Origin of the sequence: Sphingomonas immobilis (assembly GCF_030580995.1) — a bacterium.
GTDB classification, from domain to species: domain Bacteria; phylum Pseudomonadota; class Alphaproteobacteria; order Sphingomonadales; family Sphingomonadaceae; genus Sphingomonas; species Sphingomonas immobilis.
Genome location: NZ_JAUQSZ010000012.1, coordinates 163546 through 182604 on the forward strand (window position 1 = coordinate 163546; position 19059 = coordinate 182604).

General features: G+C 68.5%; 17 protein-coding genes and 1 tRNA gene. 6 read left to right on the top strand and 12 right to left on the bottom strand.

Annotated features, from left to right (window positions below; genetic code table 11):
• Position 1: 1 nt before the first annotated feature.
• Positions 2 to 1192, top strand: coding sequence for a glycosyltransferase (locus tag Q5H94_RS16795; RefSeq protein WP_304562441.1), 1191 nt, complete (start codon positions 2 to 4; stop codon positions 1190 to 1192).
• Here Q5H94_RS16795 and Q5H94_RS16800 read toward each other — a convergent pair.
• The 9 genes from Q5H94_RS16800 to rfbG all read right to left on the bottom strand — a co-directional run bounded on the left by Q5H94_RS16800 (position 1179) and on the right by rfbG (position 11845).
• Positions 1179 to 2621 (bottom strand): DUF2029 domain-containing protein, encoded by a 1443-nt coding sequence (locus tag Q5H94_RS16800; RefSeq protein ID WP_304562469.1) that lies wholly within the window; start codon positions 2619 to 2621, stop codon positions 1179 to 1181. The two genes, Q5H94_RS16795 and Q5H94_RS16800, sit on opposite strands and share 14 nt — an antisense overlap.
• 29 nt (positions 2622 to 2650) lie before the next feature.
• Positions 2651 to 3943 (bottom strand): hypothetical protein, encoded by a 1293-nt coding sequence (locus Q5H94_RS16805; RefSeq protein ID WP_304562442.1) that lies wholly within the window; start codon positions 3941 to 3943, stop codon positions 2651 to 2653.
• Positions 3924 to 4310: a GtrA family protein gene (locus Q5H94_RS16810; protein WP_304562443.1), complete on the bottom strand. Its 387-nt coding sequence runs from the start codon at positions 4308 to 4310 to the stop codon at positions 3924 to 3926. Before Q5H94_RS16810 ends, Q5H94_RS16805 begins: the two co-directional genes overlap by 20 nt.
• Positions 4303 to 5238 carry a glycosyltransferase family 2 protein gene (locus tag Q5H94_RS16815; protein WP_304562444.1) on the bottom strand — a complete coding sequence of 312 codons (936 nt, stop codon included), beginning with the start codon at positions 5236 to 5238 and terminating at the stop codon, positions 4303 to 4305. Before Q5H94_RS16815 ends, Q5H94_RS16810 begins: the two co-directional genes overlap by 8 nt.
• The gene (locus tag Q5H94_RS16820; RefSeq protein ID WP_304562445.1) at positions 5228 to 5845 is read right to left on the bottom strand and encodes a hypothetical protein; all 618 of its coding nucleotides are present in this window, start codon (positions 5843 to 5845) and stop codon (positions 5228 to 5230) included. Before Q5H94_RS16820 ends, Q5H94_RS16815 begins: the two co-directional genes overlap by 11 nt.
• Positions 5842 to 6819: an NAD-dependent epimerase/dehydratase family protein gene (locus tag Q5H94_RS16825; RefSeq protein WP_304562446.1), complete on the bottom strand. Its 978-nt coding sequence runs from the start codon at positions 6817 to 6819 to the stop codon at positions 5842 to 5844. Before Q5H94_RS16825 ends, Q5H94_RS16820 begins: the two co-directional genes overlap by 4 nt.
• Positions 6806 to 9331, bottom strand: coding sequence for a thiamine pyrophosphate-binding protein (locus tag Q5H94_RS16830; protein WP_304562447.1), 2526 nt, complete (start codon positions 9329 to 9331; stop codon positions 6806 to 6808). Before Q5H94_RS16830 ends, Q5H94_RS16825 begins: the two co-directional genes overlap by 14 nt.
• Positions 9332 to 9407: 76 nt before the next feature.
• A complete protein-coding gene (rfbH, locus tag Q5H94_RS16835; protein WP_304562448.1) occupies positions 9408 to 10772 on the bottom strand; it encodes a lipopolysaccharide biosynthesis protein RfbH in 1365 nt (454 codons plus the stop codon).
• Positions 10769 to 11845, bottom strand: a complete 1077-nt coding sequence (gene rfbG / locus Q5H94_RS16840) for a CDP-glucose 4,6-dehydratase (RefSeq protein WP_304562449.1) — start codon at positions 11843 to 11845, stop codon at positions 10769 to 10771. Before rfbG ends, rfbH begins: the two co-directional genes overlap by 4 nt.
• 119 nt (positions 11846 to 11964) lie before the next feature.
• Between rfbG and Q5H94_RS16845 the strand changes: the two genes are divergently transcribed.
• Positions 11965 to 12354, top strand: coding sequence for an SRPBCC family protein (locus Q5H94_RS16845; RefSeq protein ID WP_304562450.1), 390 nt, complete (start codon positions 11965 to 11967; stop codon positions 12352 to 12354).
• Here the strand turns inward: Q5H94_RS16845 and Q5H94_RS16850 are convergent.
• Together Q5H94_RS16850 and Q5H94_RS16855 are read right to left on the bottom strand one after the other, a co-directional pair.
• Positions 12329 to 13705 carry an MFS transporter gene (locus Q5H94_RS16850; protein ID WP_304562451.1) on the bottom strand — a complete coding sequence of 459 codons (1377 nt, stop codon included), beginning with the start codon at positions 13703 to 13705 and terminating at the stop codon, positions 12329 to 12331. The two genes, Q5H94_RS16845 and Q5H94_RS16850, sit on opposite strands and share 26 nt — an antisense overlap.
• Before the next feature lie 19 nt (positions 13706 to 13724).
• Positions 13725 to 13799, bottom strand: a tRNA-Thr gene (locus Q5H94_RS16855).
• Between the two features lie 48 nt (positions 13800 to 13847).
• On the opposite strand from Q5H94_RS16855, the gene Q5H94_RS16860 reads away from it, so the two are divergent.
• Positions 13848 to 14087: a hypothetical protein gene (locus Q5H94_RS16860; protein ID WP_304562452.1), complete on the top strand. Its 240-nt coding sequence runs from the start codon at positions 13848 to 13850 to the stop codon at positions 14085 to 14087.
• A 2-nt stretch (positions 14088 to 14089) separates the two neighbouring features.
• Here the strand turns inward: Q5H94_RS16860 and Q5H94_RS16865 are convergent, their stop codons facing one another.
• Entirely contained in the window at positions 14090 to 15886 is a 1797-nt protein-coding gene (locus Q5H94_RS16865) for an aminopeptidase P family protein (protein ID WP_304562453.1), read from the bottom strand.
• 124 nt (positions 15887 to 16010) lie between these two features.
• Here Q5H94_RS16865 and Q5H94_RS16870 point away from each other — a divergent pair, with 124 nt between their 5' ends.
• The 3 genes from Q5H94_RS16870 to Q5H94_RS16880 form a co-directional block, all read left to right on the top strand.
• The gene (locus tag Q5H94_RS16870; RefSeq protein ID WP_304562454.1) at positions 16011 to 16658 is read left to right on the top strand and encodes a lysozyme inhibitor LprI family protein; all 648 of its coding nucleotides are present in this window, start codon (positions 16011 to 16013) and stop codon (positions 16656 to 16658) included.
• A 41-nt stretch (positions 16659 to 16699) separates the two neighbouring features.
• Positions 16700 to 18760, top strand: coding sequence for a S9 family peptidase (locus Q5H94_RS16875; protein WP_304562455.1), 2061 nt, complete (start codon positions 16700 to 16702; stop codon positions 18758 to 18760).
• A gap of 4 nt (positions 18761 to 18764) precedes the next feature.
• Positions 18765 to 19059: hypothetical protein (locus Q5H94_RS16880; protein WP_304562456.1), on the top strand; the 295-nt coding region annotated here is incomplete at its 3' end.

A 19059-nucleotide genomic window follows, 5' to 3' on the forward strand; every position in this document is an offset into this window, starting at 1 on the left:
CGTGCGGATCGTCGACGTCAACGAATTCTACTCGCCCACCGGCGGGGGTGTCCGCACCTATATCGATCGCAAGATGGGGACGATGGCCGATCTCGGCCACGAACTGATCGTGATCGCGCCGGGCAGCGAGAACCGGGTCGAGGAACGGCCGGGCGGCGGCAAGGTGATCTACGTGCGCACCGGGCGCCTGCCGTTCGACAAGAATTACGGCCTGTTCTGGGAAGCGCCGCCGATCACGCGGCTGCTCGACCAGCTCGAGCCCGATCTGGTCGAGACGTCGTCGCCGTGGCGGCCCGCGTGGATCGTCGGGCAGTGGCAGGGCGACGCCGTGAAGACCTTCTTCATGCACAACGACAATGTCGCGGCCTATGCGCTGCGCTGGTTCGAAGGCGTCGCGCCGATCGAGCGGATCGAGCGCGCCTTCGCCTGGTACAGCCAGTATATGTCGGACTTCCTCCAGCATTACGACGCGGTCGTCACCAACGGCCCCGCGCTGGAAAAGCGGCTGCGCGCGCGCGGCGTGCGGATCGACGCATCGATGCCGCTGGGGATCGAGCGCGGGCATTTCTCGCCCGATCTGCGCGACGACCGGCTGCGCGCGGCGTTGCTTGCGCAATGCGGCCTGCCGCCCGAGGGGCATCTGCTGCTCGGGCTCGGGCGGCATCATCCCGAGAAGCGCTGGCGGCTGGTGATCGACGCGGTCGAGCGTGCGGGCGCGGAACTGCCGGTCGGACTCATCCTGCTCGGTGCGGGCGTCGAGACGCAGAAGATCGAGCGCCGCGTCGCCGGCAGCCCGCACATCCGCCTGTTCCGCCCGGTCTATGACCGCGAGCGGCTGGCGCGGATCATGGCGAGCTGCGACGCGCTGATCCACGGATCGGAAGGCGAGCCGTTCGGGCTGGTCGCATCGGAGGCGATGGCGGCGGGCCTGCCGCTGATCGTGCCCGACACCGGCGGCTGCGCGGAGATCGCCAACCCGCATTCCGCCGAACTCTACACCGCGCGCGATGCGGGTTCCGCCGCGCTCGCCATCGCCCGCCTCGTCGCGCGCGACCAGCCGATCCTGCGCCGCGCCGCGCGCATCGCCGCCGCCAAGGTGCGCAGCGACAGCGAGCATACCGTCGAGCTGATGGACTATTACCAGGGCCTGGTCGATGCCAAGCGCCGGGGACATCTGCTCAACGCGGCCTGATGTAGAGCGTGAAGCGGCCGCCCGGCACCGCGACAGCGCGGTAGCCGCGGGACCGGGCCCAGTTTGCCAGCATCGCATCGAGTCCGGCATCGCCGCTCGTCCACGCACCCTCGCCGCCGACCAAAATGGCGGGTGGATCGCCGAGTGCGCCCAGCCGGTCGCGCGACACAGCGTGAAGCGCCGGTTCCTGCGCCGGATCGAGCAACCGGCGGCTGCGGAAATAGAATGGCCCGGCGGCAAAGCGCGCGTCGGGCATATGGCCGGTTCCCGCCAGGAACTGCGGGGAGAGCGTCACCACAGGGCCGCGCGATCCGCTTCCGTCCAGCGCCGCGCGGATCGCCACCGACTGGCGGAGCGCAGTGAGCATCGGCGTAGCATGGAGCGCGCTCACCCCCGCTTCGACACTCGGCGCGAGCCCGGCGACGGCGAACACCAGTGCGATGATGCGCGCGGGTTTCCCCGGTGGTCGCGCCTGCCACGCCAGCGCGAGCCGCGCGAACAGCGGCGGCAGCACCGGCGCGAGATATTGCCGCCAGGTCGGCGCGGGTAGCAGCGCCGCGACCAGCCCCGCGACGATCAGCGCGTCGAGCAGCACGCGCGTCCGGTCGCGCCGGCGATCCCGCAGCACCCAGAGCAGCGCCGGCAGCGCGGGCCCGAGCGCGAGGAACTTCAGCGTGTCGCCCATCTTCGCGAGCCCGCCGAGCTTCCACGCTTTGCCCGCAGCGAGATAATATTCGGCAGGTGCCCGCGCCGGGAAGGTCAGCACGCCGAAGGCGAACCCGGCCGGCGCGACGGCATAGAGCCAGCCGATCAGCACGACGACCGGCCCTGCCCCCGCCGCCACCAGCAGCGGGCGGTGACGGCGATCGACCAGCGCCACTATGCCATACGCCAGCGCCGGCACCGCATAGGAGACCTTCGCCGCCGCTGCGCCCGCCAGCAGCAATCCCGCCAGCAGCGCCGACAGCGGCGTCGCCTCGCCCCGGCTCCCGCGCACCATCAGCGGCAGGGCGGCGGCGAAGAGCGCGAGCGGCAGCGCGTCGTTGCGCGCGGTGCCGATGCTGAAGAGCAGGATGTCGCAGCAGGCGAACAGCGCCGCGGATGCCGCCGCGATTGCGGTCGGCACGCGCGCCGCGCGCATCCCGGCATACGCGCCCATCACCGCGCCCGCGCCGAGCAGCGCGTTGACGATCCGCAGCCCCGGCCACGCCAGTCCTCCGAACAGCAAGGCAAGCGGCGCGAACAGCAAGGGCTGGAGCGGCGTCTGCAGATAGAGATAGTCGCGATATGGCAGCGCGCCGTACGCCGACAGCATCGCCGCGGCGACATACTGGCTCTCGTCGTGGTCGAGCGGTCGCGCGAGCGCGAGCGCGGCGAGGAGCACCACCAGCGCCGCCCACAGGATCGCGGGATGAATCCGATACGGCATCGGCACGCGGACTAGCCGAACCCTCGGCCCTAGGCGAGCGCCAGCATCGGCAGGCGGTGCGGGCGGTCCGCGATCAGTGCGCGCCACGCCGCCGCGATGGTGGAAAGCGACAAGGCGATGCTCGCGACGATGACGAGCCCCGGCCGGACCAGCGGCCCGAGCGTCAGCGCGTCGTCCACCGTCACCGCAGCCCCGCCGAGCCAGCTCTGCTGGACGATCGGGTAGAGCGGCGTGATCCACAGATCGAACGGCAGGCAGATCAGATAGCCGCAGACGAGCGCCACGATCCGCCCAATCCCGCTCCAGCGTTCGAGGAACAGCAGATAGAGGAAGAAGATCAGCGCGTAGAGCCCGGCCTCGTTGGTGATGAGCGCGAAGGCGATGGCGAGCGCCGTCATGCGGTGCGCCGGGATCGCGCCCGGCCGCAGCCACGCCATCAGCGCCGCCAGCGCGATCAGCGCCTGCGCGGTGTGAATCGCGACCGGGATTGCGACGGCGGCGCGCGCGACCGCGTCCGATCCGATCGCGGACGAGACCGGGAGAGGCCCGGCGAGAACGCTCGCCAGCACATTGTACGATCCGCCCGCCAGCGCATCCTTCCACGCCACGACGGGCTTGATCGCCTGCGCGAAGAGGATCGAGTTGGTCGCGATCTCGGCGGGCGTGCCGCGCCCGAACAGGCCCCAGCTGATCGCATAGACGATCGCGGTCGCGATCAGCGCGCCCTCGAACCAGCGCCATTTGCGCCGCAGCAGGGCGGGCATGATCGCGACGATCAGATACGGCTTGAAGTTGATCGCCACCGCCGCCGCCAGCCAGCGCTGCCACGCGGCGCGCACCAGCGGCCCGAACGCCAGCATGAACGGCGCGAGGCAGACGATCGCGAGGTTGCCGCGCTCCAGCCCGAACAGCATCGGCAGGCCGAACCCGAGCGCAATGGTGCGCGGCAGCGCGGTCGCGCGGTCGGTACGGGCGTAGATGCGCGCGATCAGCCACAGGTCGATCAGCCAGAACGCCCACAGCGCCGCCACGCCCAGCCCGTCGCAATCGCGCGCGGCGAGCGCGTCGCCCGCATAGCAGCGGTCGATCCCGAACATGCGCAGGAACAGGAAGGAGAGCGGCGGATAGATGCTGCGCCAGACATCGTAGGTGCCCCGGTCGCGGCTCCACCACGCGGTGTTGAACCAGTCCATGTACGTGTCGGCATTGTCGACGAAGAACGGCACCGGCAGGAAACCCGCCGATGCGAGATGCCACGCCGCATACGCGACGCCGGTCAGGATCAGTGCGGCAAGCGCATGTTCAAGCCGGTTGCGCGGCACGGCCGAACACCAGGAGCTTCAGCGCGGCGTAATTGATCAGCGATGCCGCCAGCGTCGCCAGCAGCCCCGCCGCATAGGGCGAGCGCACCCAGAGGCTGAGGAGCGCGAGCAGCGCGAGATTGACGCCGTAATTGGCGGCATAGACCGCGACGAAGCGCCACGGCGACCCGCTTTGCCCGCGAAAGACGTGGCGCGAATAGGTAGCATAATTGAAGATCGTCCCGCTGACATGCGCGACCGCCTGCGCCGGATAGCGCCCGAGCCCGAGCCACAGCAGCAGCGCGTAAAGGCCGTAACCGAACGCGGTGTTGACCAGCGCCGCCTGATAGAAGCGGAACAGTTCGAACAGGGTTTTGCGGTCAGGCATCGAAATTGACCCGCTCGCCCTCGACCACGAGCGGGAAGCCGCGCGTGCGTTCGGAGACGTGGCGGAGCTGATCGCCGACCAGCCCGAGGAAGAACAGCAGCGCCGCGACCTGCGCCTCGGCGAGCGCCGCCACCAGCCACGGCCAAGCCGGCCAGCCCGCGAGCGCCGCGACGGGTGCGGCCAGCAGCGCCAGCAGCGCGCCCACGCCCACGAAGACGGCGAGGAACATCGGCGCGCGCAGCAGCTTCTTCGACCAGGACGCGAGGCCCGAGATCGTGAAATCGAGCAAGGCCCAGAAATTGTTGTTCGACCGCCCGCCCGCGCGCGGCTTGCGCGGGAAGCCGATCGTCGCGATGGGATAGCCGGTCTCGACCAGCAGCCCGCGGAAGAAGGGCTCGGGCTCGTTGAGCGCCTTGATCGTATCGACCACGCGGCGATCGTAGATGCCGAAGCCGGTCGCGTTGGGGATCAGCTTGTAATCGCCGAGCCGCGATCCGATGCCGTAGGCAGCATTCCGCGCGACGCGCAGCGGCAGCGAGCCGCCCTCCTCGCTCTCGCGCACGCCCAGCACGATCGGGGCGCCGCCGCGCCAGCGCGCGATGAACTGCCCGATCAGCGCCGGATCATCCTGGAAATCGGCGCACATATTGATGACGCCGCGCCCCTGTGCCTGGAAGATACCATGCGTGGGGGATCGCATCTGGCCGAAATTGCGCGTGTTGACGATCAGCTTGATGCGCGGGTTGGCCGCGCACATCGCCTTCACCAGCGGCACCGTGGCGTCGGACGAGACGTTGTCGATGAAGATCAGCTCGTAGGTCGCGCCCGCCGCGTCGAGCTGCGCGATCACCGCTGCCGCGATGGCGGCGACGTTCGATTCCTCGTTGCGGGTCGGGATGACGACCGAAATCTCGATGTCATCGCGCATGGCGACGCCGATCGATGCGCGCGCTGATGCCGTAGAATTCGAGCGCGAGCCACAGCAGCACCGCCGCGATCAGCAGGCCGAGCGGGAGCGTGTTGTACTGGCGGGCGGGATCGACGAAGGCGGGCTGGATCACCTGCATCGGCTGACCGTTGGTGGCGAGCGCGAGCAGGCGCGCGCGCGCGGCGGTGCCGAGTTTGTCGGCGAGCGTCAGGGCGTGCGCCGGGTCCGCGTCGATCGCCTCGACCTCGACGATGCCGCCGCGCAGCGTGCGCACTTCCGTTTTCCAGGCGATGTCGCGCAGCGTCGCGCGCGTCGGCGGCAATTTGAGATCCTGCGCCACCGCCAGCGCGACCTGCGGGCTGCGCGCGATGGCGAGCAGGCGTTCGGGCTGGTATTGCGTGCCGATCAGGCCGTTCAGTCCGCCGATCTGGCCGATCGCGCCCATCTGCACGCCGAGATCGGGCGGGGCGAGCAACATCGTCGCGCGGTAGCGTTCCGGGTAGAAGGTCAGCAGCGCCAGCACGGCCGCGAGCGCGGCGAACACGCTGCGCCGGGTCAGCGGCCGCGCGAGCACGCGCGACGCGGCGAGGCGGCCGATCAGGCTCATGCCGCCTCGGCCGTGCGCAGGCGTGCGGCGACCGCGTCGATCGCGCGGGTGAGGTCGTAGTCGAGCGTGAGGCCGAGCGCATCGCGCGCCTTGGCGATCGAGGGCACGTAAAGATCGGGCGTGTCGTCGGTGATCTCGGCGGCGTCGATGCCCACGCCGAAGCGCGCGGCGACAGCGGCGGCGAGCTGGTGCATCGTCACCGCCTCGTCCGATCCGACGTTGTAGGTGGGACACGTCGCGTCGCCGTCATGCGCGATGGTCATCAGCCAGCGGACGAGATCGTCGGCGTGCATGTAGCTGCGCACCACCGGCCGCGTCGCCAATACGCGCACCGGCCGGCCGGCAAGGCCGTCGGCGATGAAATTGCCGATCGCGAAATGCTGGTCGCGCGGCAGATAGGCGCCGGCGAAGGCGAAGCAGCGTGCGACCGACACCGCCAGCCCGCGCGCGCCGAGCCGCGCCAGCGCGTCCTCCGACAGGCGCTTGGCCTCGGCGTAATCGCGCTTGTAGGCGACGAGACCGGCGGCGTCGCCGGGGGTGAAATCCTCGCGGAGCTGCGCGACGTCGGCGGGCTGCTGGCCGTAGACCGCGCCGCTGCTGGCATAGACGATGCGGCTGCCCTGATGATCGCGCGCGGCGATGCGGCAGTAATTCTCGATCGCGGCGAGGATGTTGGCGCGCTCGGCGAGCGGGTTGGCAGCATAATTGCGCGCATCGCTGGAGGAGGCGGCGTGAAGGACGTAGTCGGCGTGCGGCAATGCGCTCGCGGTGCCGATGTCGAGGTCGATCAGTTCGACGCCCTGCGCGACCAGCAACGGGTGCCACGCGCGCATCCGGCTCGCCTGTCGCGCGACGACGATGATGCGGCCGATGCCCCACGGCGCCAGCAGCCCGCGCCGGAAGGCGTCGAGCACCGACTTGCCGAAGAAGCCCGACCCGCCGATGACGAGCAGCGATTTCTCAGCGTGCCGCAAGGTAATCGATCTCCGGGGTCATGCGGTCGATGGGGTTCGATTCCATCGATCCGCTCGCCGTCACGCGGCTGCTGATTTTGGGGAAATAGGTCTGCTTCGGGTCGATCGGCACGATGAAGGCGGCGGGCCGGCCCGAGGCCATCATCGCCTGGAACGTCGCGTCGCTTTCGAAATCGAGCGGGAGTTCGATGACGGGGATGTCCCATGCCGCGAACAGCCGCGTCCATTTCGGCAGGCCGAGGCCGGACTGGCGATCGCAGCCGAGATATTTGCCGTCGAAATAATTCTGCTGCGTCATGCGGATCGAGGCCTGGCCCTGATCGTGGAAGATGAAGATCTTGAGATCGAGCTGGTTGACGTCGACCGTGCCGAGTTCCTGCACGTTCTGCGAGAAGCCGCCGTCGCCTTCGATCAGGATCGTGCGGCGCTTGCCCCCGCTCGCGACCGACGCGCCGATCGCGCCCGACAGGCCGTATCCCATCGAGGCGAGCGACTTGTTGGTGAGGATGCGCTGGCCGTATTTCTGCTTGTAGAGCTGCATCGACAGCGTGAAGGCGCTGCCCGAGCTGCACGGGATGATGAGGTCGTCGGCGCGCGTCAGCGGCTCCAGCCGGACGATGAAGTCGTAGGGCGAGATATAGCCTTCGCCGGTGTGATTGACGTCCTCGACGCGGGGCACGGCATCGCGGATGCGGCGTGCCTCCGCGCGCCATGTGTCCTTCGGCGGCAGCGGCTGCGCGACGAGGCGGCGGACGAAATCATTGGCGTCGGCGCAGAAGCGCAGATCGGTGCGCGGATGGCCCTTGGCGAGCTCGCCGGGATCGATCTCGACCTGGACGATCTTGGCGGCGCGGCCGAATTCCTGCCAGTTGAAGCCGGTCTGCTGGAGACCGAGCCGCGTGCCGAGCGCGATGATGAGATCGGCCTTCTGGATGATGATGTTGGCGCTGCGCTGCCCCCAGGTGTTGGGCCGGCCGAGATAGCAGGGATCGTCGCCGTCGATGCGGTCGGCCCCGTTATAGGTCGTCATCACGGGGATGCGCAGATCGGCGAAGCGGCCGCGCAGATCGGCCATCGTCGCATAGTCGACCCCGCCGCCGATCAGCACGATCGGGCGCTCGGCGGCGGCGTAGAGCGCGGCGACCTCGGCGATGCCCTTGTTCGCCGCGACCGGCAGGCCGGGCGGGGTGATGGCGGGGAGCGGCTCGGCCGTCACGGTCGCGGCCTGCACGTCGAGCGGCAGTTCGAGGAAGACGGGGCCCTTGCGCGGCTCCCAGCTCGGCGCGATCGCATTGAGGAAATCGCGCGCGGAGAAGGGTTCGAGCATGCGCGTGCTCGCCTTGGTGGTGGACGCCATCAGTGCGACGCCGTCGACCTCCTGGATGCCGCGCGAGCGGACCTTGCCGTGGGCGAGATCGCTGGTCTTGACCTGCCCGCCGATCACCAGCAGCTCGCGGCTTTCGAGATACGCGCCCGATACGGCGGTGACGATATTGGTGAGGCCGGGACCGGTCGTCACCAGCGCCAGCGCCTTGGCGGGCGCGGCGATCTCGTTGAAATATTCCGCGGCGATCCCCGCCGCGACCTCATGCACCACCGGCACGCCGGTCAGATAGCGGTCGAGGCTCTCGGTCAGGTGCATGATGTTGCCCCCGCCGACGTAGAAATAATGGGTGTAGCCCGCCTGTTGCAGCCACGCGCCGATCTGGTCGCTGTACTTCAGCGTCTGCTCTTCCTCGTCGCGCTCGATCAGCGACTGGAGGATGCCGAACATCTGCGCCTGCGCGAGGCTGTCGGCGCGGGGGCGATCATAGCCCCAGTCGGCGTGGAGCGGCAGATGCGCCTTGCCCTCGAAGGGCTTGAGGTGATCGGTCATGTCGTCGACATAGACGGTGAAGCGGTCGCCCGAGAGCCAGCCCTGCGCCTGCGCGACCTGCAGCTTGGAACCGTATTCGCGGATATGCTCCTGCCCGAACACCGGGATCAGATCCGCAGGCACGCCGAAGAAGGCGAAGGTGCGCTTGATCGATTCGACGTTACGCGTCGACAGGATCGCGAAACGCTCCGGGTGCGCAAGCAGCAGCGGGCGGAGCTGGAAGAAGAAATCATAGGGCGCCATCGACTTGGGCCAGTCGGGATCGAGCATCATCGCGGCGCGCGCGGCAAAGAAGGTCTTGGCGAAGGCGGTGTCGTCCTCGGCCTGCTTGACGGTCTTCAGCGCGGCGTATTTGCCGGTGTGGCGCTTGCAGGAATAGACGCGGTTGTACTGCCAGGCGTCGGTCACGAAGGCGCGGGCCTCCATGAATTCCTCGAAGGAGACGTCCTGGCGGAAGGCGGCATTGCCGCGCACCGCGACGTTGCAGACCGAATAGGCCTCGAACGCGGAATTGAAGAGCACGCCGTCGAAATCGAGGATGATGCGCGGCTCGACGACGAGCGGCAGCGAAGCAGGGTCGGCGGCGGCCGCCTCCAGCAGTTGCGGTAGCGCCTCGCTGACTGTCCAGTGCTTCACGTCTTTTCCCCGTCGAACCTATCCGGGGCAGATATTGACGAAACTGGTTACCGAAGCCTTAAGCCGCGCCTCCGCATCAGCGCCGCACGAACTTGGTGATCGTATCGACCATATAGTCGATGTGCGCACCCGACAGTCCCGGATAAAGGCCGATCCAGAAGGTGCGCTCGGTCACGATATTGGCGTTGGCGAGATCGCCGACGGCGCGGTGCGGGCGGCCTTTCATGTACGGCTGGCGCAGGAGGTTGCCGCCGAACAGCAGGCGCGTGCCGATCTTGGCCGCATCGAGATGCTGAGTCAGATCCTCGCGCACGAACGGCAGGCCCTCGCGCAGGGTGATCGGATAGCCGAACCATGACGGATCGCTGTTGGGCGTCGCCTGCGGCAGGATCATGATATCCTCCAGCGGCTTGAGCCCTTCCGTCAGCAGCGCGAAGTTGCGGCGGCGCGCGGCGATGAAATCCTCCAGCCGGTCCATCTGCGCGAGGCCGACCGCCGCCTGCATGTCGGTGATCTTGAGGTTATAACCGGCGTGGCCATAGGTGTATTTGTGGTCGTACCCCATCGGCAGGCTGCCGAGCTTGCGGCCGAACCGCTTGCCGCAGGTATTGTCCATGCCCGGCGCGCACCAGCAATCGCGCCCCCAGTCGCGCATCGATTCGATCACGCGGTTGAGGCGCGGCTTGTCGGTGAAGACCGCGCCGCCCTCGCCCATCGTGATGTGATGCGCGGGGTAGAAGCTCAAGGTGCCGATGTCGCCGAACGTGCCGACGCCCTTGCCGTCATAGGTCGCGCCGAGCGCGTCGCAGCAATCCTCGACCACCCAGAGATCGTATTTCTCGGCGACGCGCATCACTTCGCCCAGGTCGAACGGATTGCCGAGCGTGTGCGCGACCATGATCGCGCGCGTCTTGGACGACACCGCGGCCTCGATCGCCTCGGGCAGGATGTTGTAGGTGGGGATGTCGATATCGACGAACACCGGCGTCAGGCCATATTGCAGCGACGGGTTGACCGTCGTCGGGAAGCCCGCCGCGCAGGTGATGACCTCGTCACCGGGCTGCAGCGCCTCGCCGCGCAGATAATGCGAGGTGAGCGACGACAGCGCGAGCAGGTTCGCCGAGGAGCCGGAATTGCAGGTGAGGGCATGCTTCACGCCGAGTCGCGCCGACAGCCGTTCCTCGAACGCGGTGTTGAAGCGGCCGGTCGTCAGCCAGAAATCGAGGCTGGAATCGACCAGCATCTCCATCTCCGCCGCGCCGTAGACCTTGCCGGAGACGGGCACCGGACTGGTGCCGGGCACGAAATCGCGCGGGGCGTGGGCCGGGGCGACGCGGGCATATTCGCCGACCATCTCCAGGATCGCCTTGCGCAGCCCTTCCGGGCCCTCTTCGGCGACGATGCGGGCGGCGAGGTCGCCGGTAACGGTGCTCGCGCTCATGCGGCAGCCCTTTCGAATGTGGTTTGCCGCGCGAGGAAATCGCGGATCTGCGCGAGGGTCACGTCGCGCGCCGATGCGCCGCCGCCGACCGATTTATGCCATTGGACGATGGACTCCAGCGCCTCGGCGAGCGTCAGCGTCGGCCGCCAGCCGAGCGCGGCGCGGGCCTTGGCGCAATCGAGCTTCAGCAGCCCGGCCTCATGCGGGATCGGGCCGTCGAAAGTGCCCCAGTCGCCTGCCACGCCCCAGGCCTGCGCCATGCGGTCGGCGATCCAGGCGACGGGGCGCGCATCCTCGTCGGCGGGGCCGAAGTTCCAGGCGTCGGCGAAGCTCGCGTCGCCGGCGTGGAGCCGGTCGGCGATGGCGAGATAGCCGACCAAAGCCTCCAGCACATGCTGCCACGGGCGCACCGACGCTGGCGAGCGGATGACCGGCGCTTCGCCCGCCTCGAACGCGCGGACGAGATCGGGGATCAGCCGGTCGACCGACCAGTCGCCGCCGCCGATGACGTTGCCCGCCCGCACCGAGGCGAGCTTGGGCGCGTCTCCGCTTTCGAAATAGGAGCTGCGATAGGCCGCGATCACCAGTTCGGCCGCGCCCTTGCTGCTGCTGTAGGGATCGTGCCCGCCCATCGGATCGCTCTCGCGATAGGGCCAGACCCATTCGCGGTTTTCGTAGCATTTGTCGCTCGTCACCGCGACGACCGCGCGCACGCCGCCGGCCTGCCGCACCGCCTCGAGGACGTGGACGGTGCCCATCACGTTGGTGGCGTAGGTCTCGACCGGATTGTCGTAGGAATAGCGCACCAGCGGTTGCGCGGCGAGGTGGAACACCACTTCGGGCGCGGCCTGTCGCACGACAGCCTCGACCGCGGCCAAGTCGCGCACGTCGCCGATCACGCTCGTCAGGCCCGCGCCGATGCCTGCGCTTTCGAACAGGCTCGGCACCGTCGGCGGCGGCAGCGCGAAGCCGGTCACCTCCGCGCCGAGCTCCTCGAGCAACAGGCACAGCCAGCCGCCCTTGAAGCCGGTATGGCCGGTCACGAGGACGCGGCGGCCGCGCCAGTCACTCATGCCACTCACCCACCACGCGCTACTCCGCTGCCCCCACCGACCGGATGGCCGATGCGATTCGGGCGGTCAAGGGAACAACCCCAGCCGCGCCGCTTTCCCCCCTTGCGAAGGAGAGCAATATGGTTCGCATCCTGCACACGACGATCGCGGTGCCATACGCCGCCGCTTATGCCTTTGCGCACAGGCCCGAGAATTTCACGCAGTGGGCGGCGGGCATGTCCAAGACGCTGCATCACGGCGACGAGGGCTGGGTCGCCGACACGCCCGAAGGGGAGGCGATCGTCACCTTCACGCCGGAGAACGCCTACGGCGTCCTCGATCACCGCGTGAAGATCGCGGGCAAGCCGGAGATCTATATCCCGCTGCGGATGATCGCGGTCGGCGATGCGACCGAGGTCGAGCTGGTGCTGATCCGCCAGCCCGATATGGACGATGCCGCGTTCGAGCGTGATGCCGCGCAGATCGAGAAAGACCTCGCGACGCTCAAGACCGTGCTGGAGACGGCGTAGCCAGCGTCAGCCACGCGGTCGCGCCCGCGGCGATCGCCAGCACCGCCGCGATAATGGCGGCGTTCTGGAACGCCGAGGTCAGCGCCGCGCCCGACTGTGCGATCACCGCGCCCGCCAGCGCCGTCGCGATCAGCCCGCCGGTGCGGGCGATCGCGCTGTTGAAGCCCGAGGCGGTGCCGGTATGCGCGCTGTCGACCGAGGACAGCACCGCCGTCGTCAGCGGCGCGACCGCCCCCGCCATGCCCACCGCGATGGTGGCGATGCCGGGCAGGATGCTCGTCACATAGGATCCGTTGGGATCGGCGCGCATCAGCAGCAGGAAACCGATGCCCGTCACCACCGGCCCGATGGTGAGCGGCAGGCGCGGGCCGAGTGTCTCGGTCAGCCGCCCCATCAGCCGCGAGGCGGTGCCGATCACGACCGAGAAGGGCAGCAACGCGAGCCCCGCCTGCAACGGCGACCAGCCGCCGCCGACGATCAGCAGATAGGGCAGCAGCACGATCAGCCCGCCGAGCGCACCGTAAAGCAGGAAGGTCAGCACCGTCAGCCCGACGAAGGGCCGCGATCCGAACAGGCTGAGCGGCATCATCGCATCCTTGCCGCGCGCATGCTCGACCCACAGGAATGCCGCCAGCAGCGCGAGGCCCGCGCCGAGCCCCGCCCAGACCTCGGGCGTCGCGACATGATGGCTCGACCACAATGTCAGCGCCCAGGTTAGCGTGCCGAGCGCGAGCGTCGCCAGCACCGCGCCGGGCAGGTCGAGCGGTTGTTTCCCCTCCGCGCTTTCCTCGACGAACAGCACAGCGATCACGATCGCGGCGATGGCGACCGGCACGTTGAGATAGAAGGTCGCGCGCCAGCCGACCGCGCCGACCAGCCAGCCGCCGAGCGGCGGGCCGACGGCGCTGGCGATGGCACCGGCCGAGGCCCAGGTGCCGACCGCCCGCCCGCGCGCCTCGCCCTCGAACGCGCTGCCGAGGATGCCGAGGCTGTTGGGCATCAGCAGCGCCGCGCCGATCCCCTGCACCGCCCGCGCCGCGAGCAGCAGGGTGAGATCGCCTGCAAAGGCGCAGGCGACCGAGGCGAGCGCGAACAGCACGATCCCCGCCACCAGCACGCGCCGCCGCCCGAAATGATCGCCGAGCGCCCCACCGATCAGCAGCAGCGCCGAGAGCGGCAGCAGGTACGCATTGACCGTCCATTGCAGATCGGCCGCGCTGCCGTGCAGATCACGGTCGATTGCGGGCAGTGCGACGTTGGTGACGGAGCCGTCGATGAAGGCGAGGCTGGAGGCGAGCATCGTCGCCGTCAGCGTCCAGCCGGGATAGCGGGTCGACGTCTCCCCGCTCACGCCGAAGCGTTCGGGGAAATGGTGCTGCCGGTGAGGATTGAACTCACGACCTCAGCCTTACCAAGGATGCGCTCTACCACTGAGCTACGGCAGCATGTTTCCGGTTTTCGCGGAGCGCGCGTAAGAGACGAGCGGGCCCCGAATGTCAAGGTACGAAGCGGTGAAGGACGAGAAGACGCGCGAGGAGCGGCTGGCCGAGGCGCTGCGCGAGAATCTGCGCAGGCGCAAGGAGCGGGCACGGAGTTCCGGAAATCCTCCCCCGCCAGGGGGAGGTGGCACGCATAGCGTGACGGAGGGGGCGGTGAGCGAAACCATCGCGAGCGCATCCCCGACCTCCCCCTCCGGCGCTTCGCGCCACCTCCCCCTGGCGGGGGAGGATTGAGACTAAACGATAGGGGCGCATTTGGCGGCGAGCCAGGTGCGCTCGCCGTCGTCCATCTGCGGTGACAGCACCGCGACGACCTGCGCGTGATAGGCGTCGAGCCAGGCGCGCTCGCTTGGCGAGAGCATCTCGGCGACGATCAGCGACCGCTCGATCGGGCAGAAGGTCAGCGTCTCGAAGCCGAGCATCGGGCTTTCCGCACCTTCGATCCGGCGCTCCTCGACGAGGATGAGGTTCTCGATGCGGATGCCGTATTCGCCCGCTTTATAATAGCCGGGCTCGTTCGAGAGGATCATGCCGGCGCGCAAGGGTTCGGACGGGCCGCCGCCGGGATAGCTCGGCTGGGCGATGCGCTGAGGCCCCTCATGCACCGCAAGATACGCGCCGACGCCGTGGCCCGTGCCGTGGCCGTAATCGAGGCCCACTTCCCACAAGGGCCGCCGCGCGAAGGCGTCGAGCTGGCCGCCGTTGGTGCCCGGCGGGAAGATCGCCGTCGCGAGCGCGATATGGCCGCGCAGCACGCGCGTGAAGCGGTCGCGCATTTCCTGCGTCGGCGTGCCGACAGGCAGCACGCGCGTCACGTCGGTGGTGCCGTCGGCGTACTGACCGCCCGAATCGACCAGGTACAGCTGGCCCGGCTCGATCGCGACGTTGCTTTCGTCCGTCACCTTGTAGTGCGGGCTCGCGCCGTGTGCGCCGGTCGCGGAGATCGTGTCGAACGAACTGTCGAGCAGCACGCCGGTCGCCTCGCGATATTCCTGCAGCTTGGCAGCCGCCGAAAGCTCGGTCTCGCCGCCCGCCGGAAGCGCGGTCTCCGCCCAGCGCAGGAAGCGCGCCAGCGCCGCGCCGTCGCGTGCCGAGGCGGCCTTGTGCCCGGCGATCTCGGCAGGGTTCTTGGTCGCCTTGGCGAGCACGGCGGGATCGCGCAGCGCCAGCACGGTGGCACCCCCGGCTTCCAGCGAATCGAAGATCGCGGCGACGGCACGCTCGGGATCGGCGGCGACGCGCTTGCCGGCATAGGTCTTCAGCGCGGGCGCGAACTCGGATCGGTCGCGCAGGCGGATGGCGTTGCCAAGATGCTGGCGCACGCTGTCGTCGATCTTCTCGGGTGCTACGAACAGATCGGCGGTGCCGTCGGCATCGACGATGGCATAGGCGAGCGCGACCGGCGTGTGGGCGACGTCGCGGCCGCGCACGTTGAGCGCCCAGGCGATCGAATCGAGCGCGGTCAGCACGACGGCATCGGCCTTGCGCTCGGAAAGCCAGTCGGCGATCAGCGCGCGCTTGCTCGCGGAGGACGCACCGGCGCGCTCATCGTCCTGCACGACGACGCGCGCGTCGGACGGCGCGGGCCGGTCGGGCCAGACGGCGTCGACCGGATTGGTGTCGACCGCCACGAGGCTCGCGCCGCGTTCCGCGAGAGCCTTCGTAGCCTCCTCCACCCATTCGCGCGTGTGCAGCCAGGGATCATAGCCGATGCGCGCGCCTTTGGCGGCATGCGCACCGAGCCAGCCCGAGATGCTGGTTTGCGGGACGGCGACATATTCCCAGTCGTCGGCGGAGACCTGTTCGCGCACCTGCAGCGTGTAGCGGCCGTCGGTGAAGATCGCCGCAGCCTCCGGCAGCACGACCGCCGATCCCGCCGAGCCCTGGAAGCCCGTCAGCCAGGCGAGACGCTGCGCATAGCCGCCGACATATTCGCTCATATGCTCATCGGTGAGCGGCACGACGAAACCGTCGAGGCGATCGCGGGCAAGCTGTTCGCGAAGGGCGGCGAGGCGGGCGGAATAGGTGGACATGGGCTACTCGTTCAATCGGATGAACCGCGAGTTTGCCAGATCGCAGTCGCAGATGACAGGGGCACCACGCGGTCATATCCCTGCCGAAACGACGCGTTAACCATAGGCGTGATAGCCCGCGCGTATGGCGAAGAGTGCATGCAAGCTCTGCAAGCAGGATATCAGCGAGGTCACTCTGATCCGCTGCCGCGATGCGGCCTGTCCTTTGCTCACCAAATCGACGGCCGGCACCGGCGTCTCGACGGTCGGCTTGCTCGCGGTCGGCAGCGTGGCCTTGTGCGCGGTGGTGTTCGGCTGGCGGATGGGCGCGCCCGCTCCGGCGGCGCCGAGCCCGACGCCAACTGCTACGGCAGCGGCGATCGCCGTCACCGCCGCCGCGCCTGCATCCGCCGCGAAGAAGAACGGCTGGTCGGAGCGTTTCGCCGCGTTGTTCCTGCCGCCCAAGCACGAGCAGACTGAGGACTCCGCGCCCGACGCGCTGCCGGCCGGGCCTGATCCGCAGGCCGCGACGCGCGTACAGACCTTTTCGTGCGACGGGCGGACATCGCCCGCCCGCGCACTGATCTGCACCGACTGGACACTGGCGACGGTCGATTACAACCTCTCGCTCGCCTATTCGCAGGCGCTGGCGCACAGCCGCAGCCCCAAGGCGATCCGCAAGGCGCAGGCGGTGTGGGAGGCGAAGATCGACACGCTCCGCGCCGACAGCAAGGCGGTGCTGGAGGCATATCGCCAGCGTTATGCCGAACTGGACGTCGTACCCGCGACCTGATCCGTCTTTGCCTTGGCGCGTCCGCGCGGTAGGGCGGCCCCATGACTGACAGCCTCACGCCTCCCGTCGCGGAAACGCGCGCCCATAGCTTCACCGCGCACGGCATCACCGTCGAGGATTCGTATGCCTGGCTTAAGGATCCGAAATATCCCGACGTCACCGACAAGGACGTGCTCGCCTACCTCGAGGCCGAGAACGCCTATTTCGAGGGGATGATGGCGCCGCGAAAGGCGCTGGTCGACCGGCTCTACGAAGAGATGAAGGGCCGCATCAAGGAGGACGATTCGTCCGTCCCGCAGAAGGACGGCGACTGGCTGTACTGGACGGCGTTCGAAACCGGCGGCGAGTATCGCAAATGGTGGCGCAAGCCCGTCGCGGGCGGTGACGACGAACTGATCCTCGACGAGCCGGCGCTGGCCGAGGGGCGCGAGTATTTCCGGCTCGGCGCGCTTTCCGTCAGCAACGACGGGCGATTGCTCGCCTATGCGATCGACGACAACGGCTCGGAGCGGTTCGAGATCCGCGTCAAGAACCTCGAAACCGGCGAGCATCTGCCCGACACGATCCCCGGCATGCTCTCCGAGATCGTGTGGACCGCCGACGACAGCGGCTTCCTCTATGGCCTCGCCAATGATCAATGGCGCACGGACAATGCGCGGCTGCACCGGCTGGGCACGGCGGCGGCGGACGATGTCGAGCTGTTCAAGGAGGCCGACGAGGGCTTCCGCGTCGGCGTATCCGAATCGAGCGACCGCCAGTGGATCATCCTCGCGAGCGGCGATCATGTTACGAGCGAAGTCTATCTGATCCCCGCCGCCGACCCGACCGCGACGCCGTTGCTGGTGAGCGCACGCAAAGTGGGCCGCGAATACGATGTCGACCTGCACGGCGACACGCTCTTCATCCACACCAACGACACCGATCCGAACTTTCGCTGCTGCACCGCGCAGATCGGCGCGCCGGGGGAGTGGATCGAGAAGATCGCGCCGTCGAAGCATTTCTACATGACGGCGGTGACGTGCTTCCAGGATTTCTTCATCGTCGACGGGCGCGAGGACGGGCTCGATCAGATCGAGATCCACCGCTACGAGGGCGGCGACCCCAGGCGCATCGCCTTCCCCGAGGCGAGCTATGACGCGGGCCTCGGCAACAATCCCGAATATGACATGCAGGTGCTGCGACTCGGTTATGAATCGATGGTCACGCCGGGCACCGAATATGATTACGATGTCGCCACCGGCGCGATGACGTTCCTCAAGGTGCAGGAAATCCCGTCGGGCTATGACGGCGAGAAGTACCGCACCGAGCGGCTGAAGATCGCCGCGCGCGACGGGACGGAAATCCCGGTGTCGATCGTCTATCCGAAGGACTTCCCGAAGGACGGCAGTGCGCCCTTGTTCCTCTATTCCTACGGCGCTTACGGCCACGCCATCCCGCCGGGCTTCTCGACCGGGCGGCTGTCGCTGCTCGACCGCGGCTTCGCCTATGCCATCGCGCATATCCGCGGCGGCGACGATCTCGGCCAGCAATGGTATCTCGACGGCAAGCTCGAGAAGCGCACCAACACCTTCAACGATTTCGTCGATGTCGCGAAGGGGCTGATCGAACAGGGCTGGACCAGCGCCGGCCGCATCGCCATCGCCGGGCGCTCGGCGGGCGGCGAGTTGATGGGCGCTGTGGTCAATTCCGATCCCGAGCTGTGGGGCGCGGTGATCGCCGACGTGCCGTTCGTCGACGTGCTCAACACGATGATGGATGCCGATCTGCCGCTGACGCCGGGCGAATGGCCAGAATGGGGCAATCCGATCGAGGACAAGGCGGCGTTTGAGCTGATCCGCTCCTACTCGCCTTACGATCAGGTGCGCGCGCAGGCCTATCCGCCGCTGTTCATCTCGGGCGGGCTCAACGATCCGCGCGTGACCTATTGGGAACCGGCGAAATGGGCCGCCAAGCTGCGCGCGACCAAGACCGACGACAATGTCCTGTTCCTCAAGACCAACATGGGCGCGGGGCACGGCGGCAAATCGGGGCGGTTCGAGAGCTTGCGCGAGGCAGCGGAGGAGCATGCCTTCGTGCTATGGCAATTGGGAATCGAGGAGTAAGTGGGTGGCGAGATCTGCAACCGAAGTGATGGAAAGCGCGATCGTTGCCGCAGTGCTCGATGCCGTGGCGGCGCTCAAGACCGCGTCGGGCGGCCTGCAGAATGCGCTGATCCGCGACATCAACGCGATCCACCCCAACACCACCTTCGGCGACCTGCCGCAGCCGGTGCAGGCCGCGATCACCGCGAGCGTGCGGACGACCTTCGGCGCGCTGGCGAAGGAGGGCTATACCGTCGCGCCGAGCAAGGGCGCGCCGCCACCGGTCGCGCCGCGCCCGCAGGGGCCGCGCGACGGACCGC

Bases quoted from the DNA above. Each gene is read 5' to 3' on its own strand.
- Q5H94_RS16870 (WP_304562454.1), top strand. From the start codon at position 16,011: ATGGCGAAGAGTGCATGCAAGCTCTGCAAGCAGGATATCAGCGAGGTC.
- Q5H94_RS16820 (WP_304562445.1), bottom strand. From the start codon at position 5,845: ATGAGCCTGATCGGCCGCCTCGCCGCGTCGCGCGTGCTCGCGCGGCCG.
- Q5H94_RS16845 (WP_304562450.1), top strand. From the start codon at position 11,965: ATGGTTCGCATCCTGCACACGACGATCGCGGTGCCATACGCCGCCGCT.
- Q5H94_RS16875 (WP_304562455.1), top strand. From the start codon at position 16,700: ATGACTGACAGCCTCACGCCTCCCGTCGCGGAAACGCGCGCCCATAGC.
- Q5H94_RS16810 (WP_304562443.1), bottom strand. From the start codon at position 4,310: ATGCCTGACCGCAAAACCCTGTTCGAACTGTTCCGCTTCTATCAGGCG.
- Q5H94_RS16865 (WP_304562453.1), bottom strand. From the start codon at position 15,886: ATGTCCACCTATTCCGCCCGCCTCGCCGCCCTTCGCGAACAGCTTGCC.
- Q5H94_RS16860 (WP_304562452.1), top strand. From the start codon at position 13,848: ATGTCAAGGTACGAAGCGGTGAAGGACGAGAAGACGCGCGAGGAGCGG.
- Q5H94_RS16815 (WP_304562444.1), bottom strand. From the start codon at position 5,238: ATGCGCGATGACATCGAGATTTCGGTCGTCATCCCGACCCGCAACGAG.
- rfbG (WP_304562449.1), bottom strand. From the start codon at position 11,845: ATGAGTGACTGGCGCGGCCGCCGCGTCCTCGTGACCGGCCATACCGGC.
- Q5H94_RS16800 (WP_304562469.1), bottom strand. From the start codon at position 2,621: ATGCCGTATCGGATTCATCCCGCGATCCTGTGGGCGGCGCTGGTGGTG.
- rfbH (WP_304562448.1), bottom strand. From the start codon at position 10,772: ATGAGCGCGAGCACCGTTACCGGCGACCTCGCCGCCCGCATCGTCGCC.